This is a genomic window from Selenomonas oralis (assembly GCF_051603425.1).
Lineage (GTDB): Bacteria > Bacillota > Negativicutes > Selenomonadales > Selenomonadaceae > Selenomonas > Selenomonas sputigena_A.
In genome coordinates this window covers 810,886-827,182 of sequence record NZ_CP194411.1, presented here as the reverse complement: position 1 = coordinate 827,182, position 16,297 = coordinate 810,886, and the positions used below count along the sequence as shown (strand labels likewise).

Below are 16,297 nucleotides of genomic sequence, written 5' to 3'. Positions count from 1 at the left end.
TTTTTGTTAGTAACCTTTCAGGACATATGTTCAGCCGTCATGCTGAGCGGCATATTTGCTTTGCTTCGTTTCCAGCGATACCGTCAGCCGGGCGCCGCGCTGTACACATGTCCTTTTTGGCATTTGGAATCTCTCTTTTTCTTGTATCTCTTAGAGATAGGTGATTGTGTCGGCTGCGGATTTTTTGGGCACATAGTAATCGCGGTTTTCGTCTACATAGTAGTTGAGGCTATCCTCCGTCCCTGCTTCCACAAGGGTGCTCTTGTGATCGGGATAACCAAGAGCCAAGACCATACATACATCAAAACCTGTGGGAATTTTTACGGCTTCGCTCAAACTTTTCCTGTTTATCGATCCCAGAATACAACTTCCGATGCCATGCGACCAAGCCGTGATAGCCATAGTGTCAAGGGCAATGCCTACATCAATATCAGCGAAAGGATGGGTTTTTTCCGGTTTTAACACAACGATATAGGCTGTGGGCTGCTGCGTTTCTGTTGGAGTACCAATTTCCCTGGGGAGTTTCGCAGCCCAACGAAAGCAGGACGATAGTTTCTTTACGACAGCAGGAGAACGGATCACCAGGTATCGCAGCACTTGAGCATTCAAGGCGCATGAGCGGATGCGTGCAGTGTCTGCAATTTCTTGTAAAACTTCCTGCGGGATAGGGTCTTGCCTAAAGCGCCGATAGGAGCGGCAGCCGGTGTATAGTTTATGCAAGTCCATCTTCATGCTTTGCACCTTCCTGTAGAAACAGCCGCGTTTATTTTTCTGCTGGCTTGTGCTTTACGGATGATTCAATCATAGCTTATAGAATATCTTTTGTAAAGAATACGCTTATACGCTGCATGGCTGCCTGATGAGAGATTTCTTCTGAAAAATGTCACATGACACAGCTGCCGTTGCAGAGGCTTGTCACAATGCCGTTGTATATTTGTATGCTTCCCGGATACGACGAATCCCTCCTGCGGCAGTTTTTTGCAACAGGAGGGAGTTTTTTACTGTCCGTTCTCTAGGGAACGGGCCGGAGTTTTTATTCTACAATAGAAGGGACTTTTATTCGCTGTCCGTATTTCGAGGTGCTGTCCAGTAGGAGGGAGAGGATGTTTTAGCCATTATCCAACGTTGGGTTGGGCTGCCGGAGATGACAGTTTCCACCCGACGGCTGTCCTGCGCGCTGCGATGAAGTCTGCGTAAATGCCGGCCTCGGCGATCAGCTCTTCGTGCGTTCCGCGCTGAACGATCCTGCCGTCTGCCACGACGAGAATCTGCGTGGCATTTCGAACCGTGTTCAGGCGGTGGGCGATCATGATGACGGTCTTGTCCTGCGTCAGTGCCTCGATTGCCTGCTGCAGCCGATCCTCGTTCTCCGGATCGACGTTCGCCGTCGCCTCGTCAAAGATGATGATGGGCGCGTCTTTGAGAATGGCACGGGCGATGGAGATGCGCTGCTTTTCGCCGCCCGAAAGGTTTGCGCCGCCCTCGCCGACCATTGTTTCATACCCGTTCGGCAGCTGCATGATGAAATCATGGCACGCTGCCTTTTTTGCTGCTGCCAGGACCTCTGCTCGGGTCGCCTGTGTCCGCCCGAAGCGGATGTTGTTTTCGATGGTGTCGTGGAAGAGGTAGACGCGCTGAAAGACGATGCTGATCTGTGCCATCAAGGACTCGAGCGTATATTCCTTGACATCGTGCCCGCCGATGGAGATTGTGCCGGCATCGACATCCCAGAACCGCGCAATGAGATGGCACAGCGTCGTCTTGCCGGAACCGCTCGGCCCGACAATCGCCGTCAGACTGCGTTCCGGGATGTCGGCGGAGATGTCGCTTAGGATGCGCTTCTCGCCGTAGGAAAAGGACACACGGTCGAATGTGATGCTGTGATGTGCAGGAGCGATGTCCCGTCCTTCTGCATCGAGCTGCGGGACGGCGTCTGTTTCGTTTGCCTCGTCGATGGAGGCACATACGACGCGGAGCAGGGAGAGCGCACTCCCCGCGGATTCGAGCTGCTGATAGGCGATGAAGGAGAAGACGATGCACATAATCGTGTCCAAAAGGTTCATTGTTTCCGTGAGATGTGCGTAGAGTGCGGTGGCGATGATCAGGATGCTGAAAAAGCGCAGGGTGAGTCCCTGTGCAGCCACATATGGGGTAAAGAGACGCTCCATCGAAAGGTTGGCTCGCTCGCTTTCGGCAAGCGCATCGCGCACATGCCCGTCGCCCCGGCCCGTGAGGTTGAACGCCTTGATGACGTGCATTCCGTGCAGCTGCTCAAGTACAGCCTCGACAAGCGATGCCTGTGCCGCCTGCCGCTTCGGTGCGAGCATACGGGATTTTTTCTCCATGGTTGCTGTGACCCACAGATAGAGGGCGATACCGACAATGAAGACTGCGCCGATGCGCCCATCGAAGACAAAGACCATCGGGATGAGGATGAGGGTATTCAGCAAGCCGGTCAGCGTGTTGACGAGAACCATGGAGGCAGTTTCCTCCACATCGCCCAGAACCGTTGTTGCGATGCCCGTGATCCGTCCGAGGCTGCTCTCGTTAAAATAGCCCATCGGGACGCGTTTGAGACGGTCGGCGATGGCAATGCGCTTGTTTGCCGCCATGAAGTAGCCCGCATGGACGCGCTGCAGCTGTGAGATATATTCGACAACGGAACGTCCGAGGATGCTGACGGCGAGGATTGCGAGCGCCTGTATCGCCGTCTCCATGCCGCCCGCGCCTTCGATCAGCCCCTTCAGCACGACGTAGAGCGCCGCGATTTGCAGCGCGTGGAACATGGCGTAGAGAATGCCGAGCAGAACCGAGCGGTTGAGATTTTTCCGTTCGCTGCCTGCGAACGTCCAGATTTTTCGGAGTGCGTCAATCATTTGCTGCACCGTCCTTTGCGCTGATGTGTGCCTGCCACATGCTGCGGTATTCCGCACTGCCGTCAAGGAGCTGCATGTGCGTTCCCTCTGCCGCGACTGTGCCATGCGCGATGAGGAAGATCTTGTCCGCATCGGTGATGGTGGAGAGACGGTGTGCGATGATGATGACCGTCTTCCCCTCGATTAGCTGTGCGATGGCGCGTTGGATGATCGCCTCGTTTTCGGGGTCGATGTATGCTGTCGCCTCATCGAGGATGACGATGGGGGCGTCCTTCAGCATGGCGCGTGCAATCGCGATGCGCTGCCGCTCGCCGCCTGAGAGATGGCTGCCGCCGCTGCCGACGAGGGTGTCGTAGCCTCGCTCGAGCTTCTGAATGAACGCCGCACAGCCCGAAACCTCTGCCGCGCGCTCGACTTCCGCATCGGTCGCCGATGTTTTGCCGAGGCGGATGTTTTCTCGGATCGTGTCGTCAAAGAGATAAGTATCCTGCGCGACAAAGGAGACCAGATCATAGAGTTGTGTGAGCGGGATGTCCTTCAGATCGTGTCCGCCGATGCGGATTGTGCCGTCCTGCACATCCCAGTAGCCGGCGATCAGACGTGCGAGCGTCGATTTCCCGCTGCCGCTTGCGCCGACAAATGCGTTCAGCGTGCCGCTTGGAATGGTGAGACGGATATGGTTCAGGACGTTGTTTGTTCCATCATAGGCGAAGGAGACATGTTCCACCGAGATGTCCGTCGTCTTAATCGCGGCCGGTTCCGCTGCATGATGCTGCTCCTCGGCAGAGAGAAAGCCATCGACGGCGGCGACGGTCGTCCCGACCTTTGCCAGTGCGTCAATGAAGCTCATGGAGGCGAGCAGCGGACCTGCGATCCCGAGGGAGAGGATGATCGTCTGGATAAAAACATCCATCGGAAGCGTGCCGTCTTGATACCAAAGCCAGCCGACAGGCAGAATCGTAATGAGCGTTGTCGGGGCTAGAACCTTGCCGGCAGACATCGGAAGCTGGCAGTGCAGCATCCAGTGATAGTAATAGGAAGCGTTTGCACGCACCTTTTCCGAGAACTTTTCATAGGAGGCTGCACCTTGGTTGAATGCCTTGATGACCTCGATGCCGTCGATGTACTCGACGACGGCGGCGTTCATCTCGTCCGTTGTCCGCACCGCGCCGGCATATTTTTCCTCGTAGTCGCGCATGATGATCGCCATAAAGATCATGCCGACGGGAATCGAGACGAGAGAGAGCAGCGCCATGCGCCAGTCGAGGATGAGCAGGTAGATAAAGATGCACAGCGGTCCAAACGTATTTGCTGTCATTTCCGGCCACAGGTGTGCAATCGTGCGCTCCATGCTCTCGACCTGATCGACGATCGTATGCTTCATCGCTCCGCTTGCGTGCTCGATTACGGCACCGAGCGGGAGCTTTGGCAGCTTCTCGAGGACGCGTGTGCGGACGTCGCGCAGTACGGCGAATGCCGCTCGATGGGACAGGGCAAGAGCCTGCGCGTATAAGATGCTGCGCAGGGCGCAGCCGGCGAAAGCGACAAGGCATAGGACGAGATAGAAGCGCGGCTCCAGTGCGTCAGAGAGGAGCGCGGTAATCATCTCCGCCGCTGCCCAGTACGGGGCGATTCCCGCGAGTACGCCGAAAGCCGCAAGTGCAATCGCCATGTACAGCCGCCCATGCTCCGCAGCGGCAAGCCGCCATAGCTGCCGCATAGGGCTTGTGTTTTCCATAGGAAATCCTCCCCCTAAATAGTGAAATTTATTATCAATTATAAAATGAATTGAAGTGTGTGGCAAGCGGTGATTTCAAGACGCTCAAAGATCAGACCCAGACTGTGGAGGAGTTCGACAGCCAGATTTGGGCGAGTATGGTAGAGTGCGTGACTGTGGGTAAGGGCATGACGGTGATGTTTCGGGATGGGACAGAAGTGAGCGTGTAGGGATTTGGAGAGAAATTTTTTGAAAACATTCAAAGGGTAAACGACTAACATCGAATACACTATAGGTTTAGCAGAGCGCCTTGAAACGCTGATTCGTCAGAATGTACGGGTGGTACAGAATCGGACGGAGTATCTGAAATAGGAAAATGAGATTCGTGTATTCTATGTGGAAAAACAGAAGGTGTACGACATGAGAGGATTACGATAAGTGCACGGATGGCAGTGCACTTAGATAATAGTCCAAATGCTTTGCGTAAAGACAAAAAATGACTATGCCGCGAAGGTAGACGCATCAAGGGGGCATTTTTCCCACGAGAAAATCTTACACATACCTGTGGGAAGTTGTAAAATAAATTGACGCAAAAAGTTCCATTTTGGAAACTGTTCAGTTAAACTTTAGTTGAACACCAAAAGCAACTGAAAGAAGGGAACCAAAATGGAACAGATTCATTCTACCACGTCAAAGCGCAAATGGAAACAACTTACGGAAAAAGATCGGTATCATCTGGAGGCTTATTTCAATGCAGGAATGAGAACGCAGGAGATTGCCGAGCGTATGGGGTACTCCAAGCGAACCATTGAGCGTGAGCGGGCATTGGGTTTAACAGAGCAACTGAGGAATCAGCAACAAAGACCTGCTGCAGAAAAAGAAAGCGGCGAAACAAGCCGTGCGCAAAGTGCGAAAAGTTGCTTGGAACAACCGGGCAGGCAAAAGCATAGAAGAGCGCCCGGAACAAGTGAACCAAAGGAAAGAATTTGGGCATTGGGAGATTGATCTGGTGGTGGGGCGACAAAGAAGCAAACCTGTCATCTTGACCTTGGTAGAACGGCAAACACGCAAATCCATATGCACGGCGGTACGATTGTGGATGCAACGATCATCCATGTGCCGAGTTCGACCAAGAATGCGACAAAGTCCCGCGATCCTGAGATGCACTCCACGAAGAAGGGGAATCAGTGGTACTTCGGCATGAAGATCCATTCCGGTGCGGACGCCGGCACCGGCTATGTCCATACAATTACGGCAACATCTGCCAACGTGCACGACATTGCAAAGATCCATGAACTGATCCGCAAAGATGACCGCACGGGCTATGGAGACTCCGGCCATCTCGGTGTGGAAAAGCGCACGGAAATACGGGAGAACCCGATCTTTCAGACGTGGATTATCGGATTGCCAAAAGACCCTCACAGAACCGCATGACGAAAGAATACAAAGGAACGAATTGGGAACGGCAGATCGAACATGCGAAAGCCTCGGTTCGCAGCAAAGTGGAGCATCCGTTTCTGATCGTGAAGAGGATGTTTCATGCGGGCAGAACGCGCGCCTTATTATCCGTGGTTTATCAGCGTTTCCTTAGAAAAATCAACTTTGTTAACAGGAGAACAATATGAGACTATGGCATGAAAAACTTATCCACTTATTGCCCAAAAATCAGCTTCTTGGACAACATAGGGAATGTTGTGCTCTGAGGGGCAATGGATGGAAAAAGAAACATAAAACTGTGGACTATGTGTTTACATATTCCCCGTATCATCTTTTTATTTACCATATGTTGGTTATGGAGGAGATGGAAAAAAGAGGATATCATGTTTCTGCGGAATGGAAAGATAAAAATTACAGAGGAAGGACAGCAGAAAAGTACGATAATCTTAAAGAGGAAATTATAGGCAGTCCAATTTACAAAGAGCATAATATTGAATATCTGGCTGATTGCATAGAAAATTTAAGAGATAAAGGTATACATTTAAAAGTATAGAACTCAAACTTCGCACATCAAAAATATTCCACAGACCTTGAAAACCAAGGCCTTATACCAAAGAAAACACGCCTTCTATGCACATTTTCGTAGTTTTTGCGACAATAGGGCAGGCAACTCTTTCAAGAAGCCTTGCAGCTGTCCCTGTATCTCCCCTTCATCCAGCATAGGCTTCTCTTGGAGCCGTTCAACAAACAGCAGCAAAAGGAGGCGCATGGCTTCCACGAAGCACACATCCGGCAACTCATCCACAGATAGGTAGAACAGCTCCCCCAGATCGCATTCTCGGTAAGAGCAGCGTATGGCTGACGGGCAGGAGCGTATTGCCATCCGACCAGCAGAGCGTGAGCATGCGGAAGCCATAGGAGAACTCCTTCCTGGCATGGTCGTAGAGGCGGGCGAGAAGGACGGGATTGAGGGGGCTGTTGAAGGATAAAGATCGAAGGTGCAGGAAAATCATAGCATCACAGAAAAAGTTGCTGCTCAAAGAAGTATTTCCTTGAGCAGCAACCTTTTCTACATATTTCAGTCGTGAATCTTACGCTCGTGCAGGAATCGTACGAATGCGGGGGAGCTGTGATCGACGATCTCACTATGACCGAGGTCGAGTTTTCCAATCTCCGTCATATCCGTATCCGTAAGGGTGAAATCCCAGATGGCAAGATTCTCCTCGATGCGCTCTGTGTGTACGGACTTCGGCAGGATGGAAACGCCGCGTTGGGTGTTCCAGCGCAGTGCCACTTGCGCCGCTGTTTTTCCATACTTCTCCCCGATCGCTGTCAGCACGGGATGGCTGAAGATGCCGTGCTTTCCCTCGGCGAGCGGCCCCCACGCTTGTGCATGGACACCGTAGTGCTTCATGTTCGCAAGTGCCGTCTCCTGCTGAAAGAATGGGTGCAGCTCCACCTGATTCACCATCGGCTTTATCTCCACTGTCTCGCAGAAATCTGCAAGCGGAGCGGGGTAGAAGTTCGACACGCCGATAGCGCGTATCCGTCCCGCACGGTAAAGCTCCTCGATACGCCGCCATGCAGCGAACACATCGCCCATCGGTTGATGGAGAAGATAGAGGTCGATGTAGTCCAGCCCGAGTTTCTTCAGTGAAGTCTCGAACGCTGCGTCTGCTCTATCGTAGGACATATCCTGTACCCAAAGCTTTGTTGTGACGAAAAGTTTCTCACGAGCTACGCCCGACGCTGCTATTGCTGCACCGACTGCCTCTTCGTTCATGTACACGGCCGCCGTATCGATCAGGTGATAACCGCTCTGGATTGCCGTGCGTGTCACGCGTTCACATTCCGCAAGATCGGGAATTTGGAACACACCGAACCCTTCGAGCGGCATCTCTACGCCATTGCTGAGTTTTACATTTTCTACTGCCATCAGAGACTCCTTTCACTTTTTTTCATCAGATACGCGCCTGCATTCCACGCCTTGCCGATCTGCACACCTATGCTGTAGTAGGCCTTCTGGAACTGGTTGAACATGAGCGCGTTCAGTTTTGCCGGCTCCACGTTTCCCTTCGCGTCCAGCACACTCTCCTCTGCCTGTGCGTTCATGATTTGCCCGACGATGGCAAAGGTATGCTCCGTCTCGATGATTTCCAAGAGCGCACACTCCATCACCACAGGGAATTCCTCGATGATGGGCGCATTCACATGTGCGCTCTTCGTCGCATGCAGTCCCGTCCGCGCGAATTTATCCGGCATCTTGTTTCCTGTCGCGATCCCGAAGAAATCCGCCTCTGCCATATGTGCCTGATCGGCAAGGCTCACCGTGAAGGCGCGTATGGCTCGGATGTTCGCCGTCGTCTTGTGTCCCTCGTCGAGGAAGAGCGTGATCTTGTCCATATCGCTGATCATGCCCCACGCTGCGTTCATCACATTCACCGTATCATTCTCATCGTATGTTGCGACCATCAGCACCGGCATGGGAAAGAGTGCGGGCTTATCTGCAAGATTCTTCTTCATTGAAATTCCCCTTTGCAAAAGTCGTATGATTTTTCTTTGTTTCCTTTAGTATTACCTTACGATATCTCGACGAGCAAATCAAGCAGTTAATAGCCCTGCTTTTCCATCCACTCGTAGAGCGCTGATCGTGCATCATCGGGCGAGTTCTGTGCGATGTGTCCTGCGAGAGCAAAGCCGTCTTTTACCTCTGTCTTCGTCGTATCGGCGATCGTGCGATCCGTGCCGGAGAGTCCGCTCCCTTCATGTGTGCAGAACGGCAGGATGATCTTGCCCGCGAAATTCTCCCGATCGAGGAAGGTGTAGACAGGCATCGGCATGTCGCTCCACCAGATGGGATAACCGAGGAAGACGAGCTCTCCGGATGAGAGATTCTGTTCCGGCACAACAACACGGCTCGTGGAAAACCCACGAGCCATGAGAGACGGATTCATCGTATGGATGAGCTTGTTGATGTCGCTGAGAGACAGCTCCTTATCCTTGTAGGGACGAGCGATGCGTTCGAGGAAGTGAAACCGCTCCGTCCGGTTCTCAATCGTGATCTGAGAGATGTGGAATCGGACGCTTTCATCTGCAGGAAGATCCGTAGAAGGAGGAGGGGCGGCAATCGTCTCCACACGCTCCTCGCCGAGCCGCTCCTGCCGTGCCTCCTCCTGCGCCCGCGACTGGTCAAGCTGCTCCTGCTGTGCAGGGGCGGCGACAGCCGTGCCGGCAGAGAGGGAGAGGAGGGGTGCGAGGAGGGATGCGAGGAGGATCACAGATGTTTTGTTCGTTGACATAAAACACCCTTTTCTTTTAGAAATCGTGCTGACTGGCAGCTGCATTCGTTTGATAAAGCTGTCTTTATAGACCGGTTATGATTTTCAAAAACTTAACCAAAATGGAAACTGTTACGTGATTTACGTTAAACGTCATCCCTCCGCCGCAAAAGGTTACAAATCCTATAAGAAATATAATATCAGCTAATAGTATAAAAATTCGTATTTTTTGCCATGCTTTTCGTAAGAGAAATAGGAGTTCTAACTGACCTAATAGATATAATAAAACACCTGCCCGCTCACTTATAAGTGCTGTCCATAAATCTTCTGTAAATACCACAGCGTAGATATAACATATGAAAGTATAAGTGAGAGCCGTACAAAGCCATAGCTGCTTTTTTTGTACATTTTGTGTCATAGGTATAAGCGGCAGAGTTGTTAGAATAGCAGAAGCAATCATTGTTAATCCTACTAAAGAATATGAAAAATTTATTGATGGAAAAGGCAATATGGTTCCTACCCACCATGCTAAAAGGGCTAGACCTCCAAAAACATCACAAAAAATATAATATGCCAGCGCCATATAGATAATGATGGAAGTTCGATGTGCTATCCACAACACATTTTTTTGTTGCTCCATTTATTTATCCTTCCATAGTTTTATGTCAAAAAACGAGATATCACTAAAATGATTCAAAGCTTCACTATTATCACCAATGATATCTTTTACAAAAGAAAGGCAGTTTTTTCCTAAAAGGTAATAATTGATATAGCCGTCGTCAGGGCGATACACATGAATATATTCTCCTCCATGTTCTTCGATTACTGCGGAGCGTAAACTACTTTGATCCTCTTTTGTATACCGCTCTAGAAAATCATCTTTGCGTTCGATAATATTCGCTATTTTTTCTGTATCTGTAATAGTGTCATATTTATACGCTTTTCCATTCTTTAAAGCTGTTTGGATGGGTTCATCTGATGTGACAGATAAAACACGACCAGATCCAATACCTATAGGCAGAGCTTTTTCGCTCCCATAGTTGCCGAAATGCAGTTCCTGATTGTTCTTCCGTTTGCCGTCGTAATTTTCACGGAGGGCAATATGGGGACTATTGCCTTTTGACGGTTTCCAAACAATTATGTCAATACTATTGGGGAGATTTTTCGTAGGAGGCACAGCGTTAGCGATCGGGGGCTGAGAGGGATTTGATATCGCCTGTGTTCCCGTCATTGCGGGTTCAGTTTCAGTATTAGACGCTTGCGATCCCATTACGGTTTCATAATATGCACGTTTCGGAAGGCCCCAAACCGGATAGGATTTCATCACCGGATCACCATTCATGTCTGTCCCCGCAGCCGCCTCAATCATCGGTGTTCCGTCAGCAGCATACCCTATAATCTCCGCATTGTTGTATTGATATTCGTAGTCTCCTCGCTGGAGGAAATAGGGGCGTTCCTCTCCGTTGTCTACTAAAATGCCGCTGTCGTTCCAATATCCTCCGTTCTGATAGACGTGCTGCACATATTTCTTCGGCTCGGTTGCAGCCAGCTTGGCCATTTCTTGCAAATAGATCTTCTGCAGAGGCCCGGGTTGTTCCCTCTCTAAATGGCGAAAAGCCTCATCCGGTATGGTAAATCCATCATACTGATAAAATCCATTTTCCAGTCGAGAAAGATATCGGTTTGTAAGAAGTGTCGCTTCCCATCCGTATGTGGTTGTGACAATTCGGTTCAGCACATCATTGATCATATCGCTGGCATGAATCGAATCATTGGGATTGTCGATTCGCATCAGTTGCTCAAGCAGAAGAGGCTCGATCGGGCCTCTCAATAAATCCCAATCAAATTGCTCCGCTCTTGTGGGATGCTTCATAGAGTACGAGCTTAATGCCGCGAAATATGCCACGACATTCAATATGCGCTGATGATCGCCGCTATCCAATGCTTCTTTTAAGGCGTATGCCATCTTGACCTGATATTCATGGATCAGGAAATTGTTTTGTGTTGCCTGCTCTGCGATTGCGGCTCCTGTCCATGGCGAATCGCCCGCCATTTTGCCGATGGCTGCGCCTGCGATCAAGCTGAATGCCTGCTTGAGTTCGGGACTTTTGATGTTCTGCAGCTCTTTGAGCATGAGCTCGTTTACGGTTCCGGTTATGGCTCCGGCAGCAAAACTCGCTCCGGAAAATGATGAAAGAAGCCCTCCGAAGGAGGCGTGGAGCATGGTCTTGTAGGCTCCGCCGTCTTGCCAGCGGCCAGCCTCTTTCATGGCTTTCTTGTACGCTTCTGAGCCTTTCTCGTGTTTTGCGGCTTCCTTGATGGCCTCCTTATAACGCCAAAGGCTATAGTCGCCAATCATCCGATAGCCTTCGCTGGAAAGGACACCGATCCATTCCTGTTTTTCTTTGATGTCGCTCTTATGAAAGATTCTGTCCAGCTCATTGAGCGTATTTTGCATGTCTCGGTTAAGGGCGGAAATATCTTGTCCAGGATTCTCACGGATGTCAATGGTTCCTGCAGCAACGGCGGATTTTGTTGTGCTGCTTGCATGTCCGCGAAGAGGAATGGAAACGGAAGGGTGGATATTCAGCTCCTGAACTTCGGTTGCTTCAAGTTCACCCGTTTCCGAATTTACTTTTCCCGTCAGATGTTTTTTCCGCTGCGTTTGCACGGAAATGCCATAGTCTTTCGCGCTGTAGTCCGCACCGTTCTCCAAACCGCTGAAAGAGAACGTCCCTGTGCTGAGGCGGTTCTTTCCCGCATCCGCTTCGCTTGCAATGACCGCGCCCTTGAGGTCGGTGTTTTTCTCGACGTAGATGTCGAAACCGTCTTTCCCTGCGAAGAGGCCTGTCTGCTCATGTGCGCTGCGGTAGTAGGATTCCAGGCTCCCCTTGCTGACCGATGCACCGAACGTGGGCTTGGAGAAGGAGCGGAGGATTTTGTCGGAGCCGGCCGGGTCGAGCATCTGGTTCATGCTCCAGGAGAGGTTGAAGCCTGTCGATGTGTTCTTCTCCTCGTAGGTTGCTGCAGTGATTGAAAAATGGCTTAGTTGGGAAATTTAAAGGTTAATTGGAAATATAAACCTTTATGCTCCTCATCATATGTCAAGAATTCACCATAAAAATCCTCTTGTCGCTTAATGAGAAAGTATCTTCCCCCAGCTTTGTAAGACATGAGAGAAATGAGTTCAGAAAGAATATCTCCTGCATATGCCCAATGGAACGTAGTAACATTCATTTCGATAACTATTTTATATATTTTTTCTTCGATTATAAAATGATACTGACTAATTTCATTACTTGCAGAGAGAAATGTCTCTAGTTTTTCTGCTACATCGCTCGCCACATCATAAGAGACAGTTATTTCATCTAAAAGTTTAAGGTCAGACATAAGAATCATCGCTCCGATCTTTAGAAATAGTTCGTTTGAACGGATTTTACCGTACAGTTTTTTATTTAGATATTTAAATAGGACATCTCAGTATGTTTTTTGTAAAATCATGTGAAAGTTACTTGAAAATAGAATCCTGTGTAATCCTCACATTCTTCTCCATATGTCACAAATTCGCAAAAGAGCCCACTTTCCTTTTCCACGATAGAATATCTGCCTCCACTTCTATATCCTATCGTAGAAATCAGATACAAAAAGAGTTCCCGCGCCAAGTCGCATTTTGACTTATCGCCCTCTTTCAGCTCAATCGTTATTTTGTAAATCTTATCCTCAATGCACCACGTATGATTTTTTATCATAGGGTGGCAAAAGAATAGGTCTCGTAGCTCCAAATCCACACCGTCCACGACATCGTAAGAAATCGGTGGATTATCAAAAATCATATGTTTGTTCATACTGCGTCACTCCTAATTCTTTGGTATATATTTTTCATTGTTTACACTTGCCGGATGGGAACATACCGTAATAACCCTTGTGCCGTATTCATTAGTAATGACGGTATTCCCTCGTTTGTCTTGGTAACGCCAGCGGATTTCACCGTTTGGATGAAATTCCTTTTTGCGGGTTTTCTTATTGTTCAAGATAATGTCATCAATATTCTTGAGAGTGAAATTCCTGTCATTCGCTTGTTTAGCTGCATGATATGAAAGCTCGACACCAGATGGGGTTTTGTCACCACCTTTCAAATCCGTTTTTGCGCTATTATCCAAGGATTCGATAAATTGCCTCGTATCCTTTTGCATATTGTCCAGCGAATTTTTTGTTACTACGAGGTCATATCCTGCAAGGGCAGCGCCTTCAGCGGATATAGAAAGTGATAGTCCGCCTGTTTCCGGGGCGGCTATAAGTCCACCGGCCCCCATTGATATTCCCGTACCGATTCCCCATGAGCCAATGCCGCCAGTTACACTATCTCCAATGATTTTGAAGAGATGATAGGTGGTGGTATTTCGATTGTCGATACGGTGCCCCGTCCAACCTTGATAGAGGCTCTGTCCGATGCCACCAGACAGATTGTTATCTACAGCAACGACAAAACCCGCACTTCCATCGAGAAGAGGTTGAGCTATATCCGAAGGTGTAACTAAAATCCTGCCTAAACGAATTTGTTGCAGTCCGTCGAAGGTGACATAATCGGTATTCTTCTTGTTGATAATATCGGCAATTTCATCGGGCGAGAGGATTCCTTCTTTTGTTAGGCGCTCTTCCTCTTCGTCATCTTGCCGATCTTTTTCCTCATCAATCTTGCGGTATTCCTGCTCGATTGCCTCCTTTTCAGCTTCCGTTGTAGCGGCTCGCAGCCGACGTTCTTTCTCCAGGAATTGCGCCTTTGTCAATAAGTTATTTTTCGTCCCGCTCGCCGCCGCACTTGCTCCTGCTCCTGCATTGCCGCCGACAGCTTTGGCTGCTGCAGCACCTACAATCGCGCTGACAATCTGTGCGGTGCCGGGACATTGATCTTCTTGATCTCGCCGATGATCGCCTCGTTTACGCCTGCACCAATCGCACCAGAAGCAAAGCCAGCACCCGTGATCTGGCTCATGATGCCGCCGATGATGGCGTGGATGGCGATTTTTCGGCCGCTGCCGTCATCGGGCAGGTTATGTGCGAGGCGGAAGGCTTCTTCACCGAAGACGGCGGCGAGTTCCTGCTGTTCTTCAATCTTATTGCTTGTCGACTATGCTAGGGACAGCACGATTTCTTTTTGCCGACGCAAGCAGTCGTTCAAAGAAATCTGGATCATAATCTACCTTAGACCAACCCGTGGGAGAAATCTGGTTTTTCCAATAAAGCGGAATCATATTGCCTGTGCGTGTATCGTAGATGCCAGAGTCAAAATGCCGAACCCGCTCTTTACGGAAAAAATCCAGCGCGTAGAATCCAGGAAAATATCCAAAATCCACTAAGGATGCTTCCGTGAACAAGATTCCGTTGGTCGCATTTCCATGCACATCCCAACAGCTTGAACTCAAGAACCACGATCGATACAGCTCAAACAATACTTCTCCCTGCAAATTGACAACAACAGCGTAATTCGGGTCACGGCTCCAAAGCAAGATGCTTTTGCCTTCTTCATACCAGCCCTTCAGAAGTTTCGCTGTTCCGACCGGCAAAGGAAATAGAGGCTCTTCGCCTTCATCGTTTACGAATACCAAGACAGAATCATTCTGTCGGATGCAGATGAGGCCATCCTTGTATTGCAGGGGGGCGCCATCCTTTTGACTGATATCATCCCCAAAGGATCGCATGCTTAGATCATCATAGATTTCTTTAGCTTCTCCGCCTTCTTTAGGGATAGAATACACTTTATACGGAAGGCTACGATCCTTTGAGGCGAAGAGGAGATAAAATTTATCAGGATATACATATAGTCTGCTAGAAATCAGATCGTCTGTCGTGTCTGGCCATATAACAGGAACTTGTCGTAAATCTTTTTCAGTCAAGCACATGATTTGAGGAATTCGTGAATATGTTTCTTCTCTTGTTCCTATCAGACGAAAATACAGGCCTTCCTTTGTGAGCGCGACAAAGGACAGAAAGAAACCTTCTGGCACTATATCTGAAACGTCGAAAATTGTTTCGCGTTCTAAATGATTGGGATCCTTGATGATAAAACGTGGAATTCGCTCGGTATTCCAATACCAACCAACGATACTGCCGGAGAATTTTGTTTGTTGCGCGTAATATGGAAATAACACTCTTCCTATTCCAATAAACAGGCATATAAAGGTCAAGGCAATAAGTATTTTGCATAATTTCTCATGCTTTATCCAAATGGTGTTCATTCGTCTGGCACCCTTCCATAGGCCCAATTTGCAAGAAGCCTTTTCCCTTGAAAGAAATAAATGTCGTCTGAAAGAATGGTATGGATGGCTGTTGGGTTAAATAGATTCTCTCTTAGTTGCCAAAGAGGAGTATAAAGGGGGGGAGTGTTATCCGATGGAGTCACCATATACTTTCAAAAACTCAGCTGTCATGTCTTCACACATCTGAAATGCTATTGTGAGAATTCCTCGGAGGTCTTCATAGTTGCGGAAATTTGGCAGGTGGTTTCTATTTTCCAGATTCAACAGTTCGTATTCTAAATTTGGAAAAGTATCCCCTTCATAATATTTATTATTTTTCATAACATACCACATCAATTCAGCAATACCATACTTTATACGTATATGATATCTAAATTCATATATGTTGCCCTTTTTTCTTGCTTGGAAAAAGTTCTCTTTTCTCCAATATTTTACAGATGCATAACCTATCTCTCGAAGCATCGCCAAAACATACGAATTATCATAGGTTGCAAAGCTCTCTTTTAGATCAAAAGAATATTGTGTGCGTAGAGCTTGATATCTCTCTGCAAAGTGAATATTGTTTAGTACTTCCACCATCTGTTTGTCCATGCGTTATTCCTCCCTTAGAGATATGCTTATCCCTCCGCCAATACCAAAACCTATGCTTACTCCAGACAGTTTGTCCACCATATCTTGGCTACCAAACATTATCCCATTGGAATCTAATATCGTACCAACTGTACCACTAAC

Annotated in this window: 19 protein-coding genes and 3 pseudogenes; 8 read left to right on the top strand and 14 right to left on the bottom strand. The window is 48.9% G+C overall.

Annotated features, from left to right (window positions below):
• Nucleotides 1-150: 150 nt before the first annotated feature.
• From ACRTGH_RS03905 to ACRTGH_RS03895, 3 genes are all read right to left on the bottom strand, one after another.
• Nucleotides 151-732, bottom strand: a complete 582-nt coding sequence (locus ACRTGH_RS03905; RefSeq protein ID WP_368846775.1) for a nitroreductase family protein — start codon at nt 730-732, stop codon at nt 151-153.
• Between the two features lie 383 nt (nt 733-1,115).
• Nucleotides 1,116-2,876 (bottom strand): ABC transporter ATP-binding protein, encoded by a 1,761-nt coding sequence (locus ACRTGH_RS03900; protein WP_368846776.1) that lies wholly within the window; start codon nt 2,874-2,876, stop codon nt 1,116-1,118.
• The gene (locus tag ACRTGH_RS03895; protein ID WP_368846777.1) at nt 2,869-4,614 is read right to left on the bottom strand and encodes an ABC transporter ATP-binding protein; all 1,746 of its coding nucleotides are present in this window, start codon (nt 4,612-4,614) and stop codon (nt 2,869-2,871) included. Before ACRTGH_RS03895 ends, ACRTGH_RS03900 begins: the two co-directional genes overlap by 8 nt.
• A gap of 50 nt (nt 4,615-4,664) precedes the next feature.
• Here ACRTGH_RS03895 and ACRTGH_RS03890 point away from each other — a divergent pair, with 50 nt between their 5' ends.
• From ACRTGH_RS03890 to ACRTGH_RS03865, 6 genes and pseudogenes are all read left to right on the top strand, one after another.
• A complete protein-coding gene (locus ACRTGH_RS03890) occupies nt 4,665-4,823 on the top strand; it encodes a hypothetical protein (RefSeq protein WP_438474677.1) in 159 nt (52 codons plus the stop codon).
• A 67-nt stretch (nt 4,824-4,890) separates the two neighbouring features.
• A pseudogene (locus ACRTGH_RS03885) lies at nt 4,891-4,962 on the top strand (recombinase); the annotation flags it as partial.
• Nucleotides 4,963-5,259: 297 nt separating this feature from the next.
• A complete protein-coding gene (locus ACRTGH_RS03880; RefSeq protein ID WP_368846779.1) occupies nt 5,260-5,598 on the top strand; it encodes a helix-turn-helix domain-containing protein in 339 nt (112 codons plus the stop codon).
• Nucleotides 5,531-5,671 (top strand): annotated as a pseudogene (locus ACRTGH_RS03875) (IS30 family transposase); the annotation flags it as partial. The gene ACRTGH_RS03880 and the pseudogene ACRTGH_RS03875, both read left to right, overlap by 68 nt.
• Nucleotides 5,671-6,027, top strand: a pseudogene (locus ACRTGH_RS03870) (transposase); the annotation flags it as partial. The pseudogenes ACRTGH_RS03875 and ACRTGH_RS03870, both read left to right, overlap by 1 nt.
• 187 nt (nt 6,028-6,214) lie before the next feature.
• Nucleotides 6,215-6,583, top strand: a complete 369-nt coding sequence (locus ACRTGH_RS03865; protein ID WP_368846781.1) for a TIGR02328 family protein — start codon at nt 6,215-6,217, stop codon at nt 6,581-6,583.
• Nucleotides 6,584-6,658: 75 nt separating this feature from the next.
• Here ACRTGH_RS03865 and ACRTGH_RS03860 read toward each other — a convergent pair whose 3' ends face one another.
• On the bottom strand, nt 6,659-6,835 hold the full coding sequence (locus tag ACRTGH_RS03860; protein ID WP_438474674.1) for a hypothetical protein: 177 nt from the start codon (nt 6,833-6,835) through the stop codon (nt 6,659-6,661).
• Nucleotides 6,836-6,884: 49 nt separating this feature from the next.
• Between ACRTGH_RS03860 and ACRTGH_RS03855 the strand changes: the two genes are divergently transcribed.
• The gene (locus ACRTGH_RS03855) at nt 6,885-7,019 is read left to right on the top strand and encodes a hypothetical protein (RefSeq protein ID WP_368846782.1); all 135 of its coding nucleotides are present in this window, start codon (nt 6,885-6,887) and stop codon (nt 7,017-7,019) included.
• 89 nt (nt 7,020-7,108) lie between these two features.
• Here the strand turns inward: ACRTGH_RS03855 and ACRTGH_RS03850 are convergent, their stop codons facing one another.
• The 8 genes from ACRTGH_RS03850 to ACRTGH_RS03815 form a co-directional block, all read right to left on the bottom strand.
• Nucleotides 7,109-7,966 (bottom strand): aldo/keto reductase, encoded by an 858-nt coding sequence (locus ACRTGH_RS03850; RefSeq protein ID WP_368846783.1) that lies wholly within the window; start codon nt 7,964-7,966, stop codon nt 7,109-7,111.
• Nucleotides 7,966-8,553, bottom strand: a complete 588-nt coding sequence (locus tag ACRTGH_RS03845; RefSeq protein ID WP_368846784.1) for a flavin reductase family protein — start codon at nt 8,551-8,553, stop codon at nt 7,966-7,968. The genes ACRTGH_RS03850 and ACRTGH_RS03845 overlap by 1 nt, the downstream gene beginning before the upstream one ends.
• Nucleotides 8,554-8,639: 86 nt before the next feature.
• Nucleotides 8,640-9,329 carry a flavodoxin gene (locus ACRTGH_RS03840; RefSeq protein WP_368846785.1) on the bottom strand — a complete coding sequence of 230 codons (690 nt, stop codon included), beginning with the start codon at nt 9,327-9,329 and terminating at the stop codon, nt 8,640-8,642.
• 64 nt (nt 9,330-9,393) lie between these two features.
• Complete coding sequence (locus ACRTGH_RS03835; RefSeq protein ID WP_368846786.1) at nt 9,394-9,948, bottom strand: hypothetical protein; 555 nt, start codon at nt 9,946-9,948, stop codon at nt 9,394-9,396.
• A complete protein-coding gene (locus tag ACRTGH_RS03830) occupies nt 9,949-12,282 on the bottom strand; it encodes a hypothetical protein (RefSeq protein WP_368846787.1) in 2,334 nt (777 codons plus the stop codon).
• A gap of 71 nt (nt 12,283-12,353) precedes the next feature.
• Entirely contained in the window at nt 12,354-12,698 is a 345-nt protein-coding gene (locus ACRTGH_RS03825; RefSeq protein WP_368846788.1) for a hypothetical protein, read from the bottom strand.
• Between the two features lie 107 nt (nt 12,699-12,805).
• Entirely contained in the window at nt 12,806-13,153 is a 348-nt protein-coding gene (locus ACRTGH_RS03820; RefSeq protein WP_368846789.1) for a hypothetical protein, read from the bottom strand.
• Between the two features lie 12 nt (nt 13,154-13,165).
• Entirely contained in the window at nt 13,166-14,095 is a 930-nt protein-coding gene (locus ACRTGH_RS03815; protein WP_368846790.1) for a hypothetical protein, read from the bottom strand.
• A 101-nt stretch (nt 14,096-14,196) separates the two neighbouring features.
• On the opposite strand from ACRTGH_RS03815, the gene ACRTGH_RS03810 reads away from it, so the two are divergent.
• A complete protein-coding gene (locus ACRTGH_RS03810; RefSeq protein WP_368846791.1) occupies nt 14,197-14,445 on the top strand; it encodes a hypothetical protein in 249 nt (82 codons plus the stop codon).
• Here ACRTGH_RS03810 and ACRTGH_RS03805 read toward each other — a convergent pair.
• Together ACRTGH_RS03805 and ACRTGH_RS03800 are read right to left on the bottom strand one after the other, a co-directional pair.
• On the bottom strand, nt 14,423-15,544 hold the full coding sequence (locus ACRTGH_RS03805) for a hypothetical protein (RefSeq protein ID WP_368846792.1): 1,122 nt from the start codon (nt 15,542-15,544) through the stop codon (nt 14,423-14,425). The two genes, ACRTGH_RS03810 and ACRTGH_RS03805, sit on opposite strands and share 23 nt — an antisense overlap.
• A gap of 147 nt (nt 15,545-15,691) precedes the next feature.
• On the bottom strand, nt 15,692-16,156 hold the full coding sequence (locus tag ACRTGH_RS03800; RefSeq protein WP_368846793.1) for a hypothetical protein: 465 nt from the start codon (nt 16,154-16,156) through the stop codon (nt 15,692-15,694).
• Nucleotides 16,157-16,297: the final 141 nt, after the last annotated feature.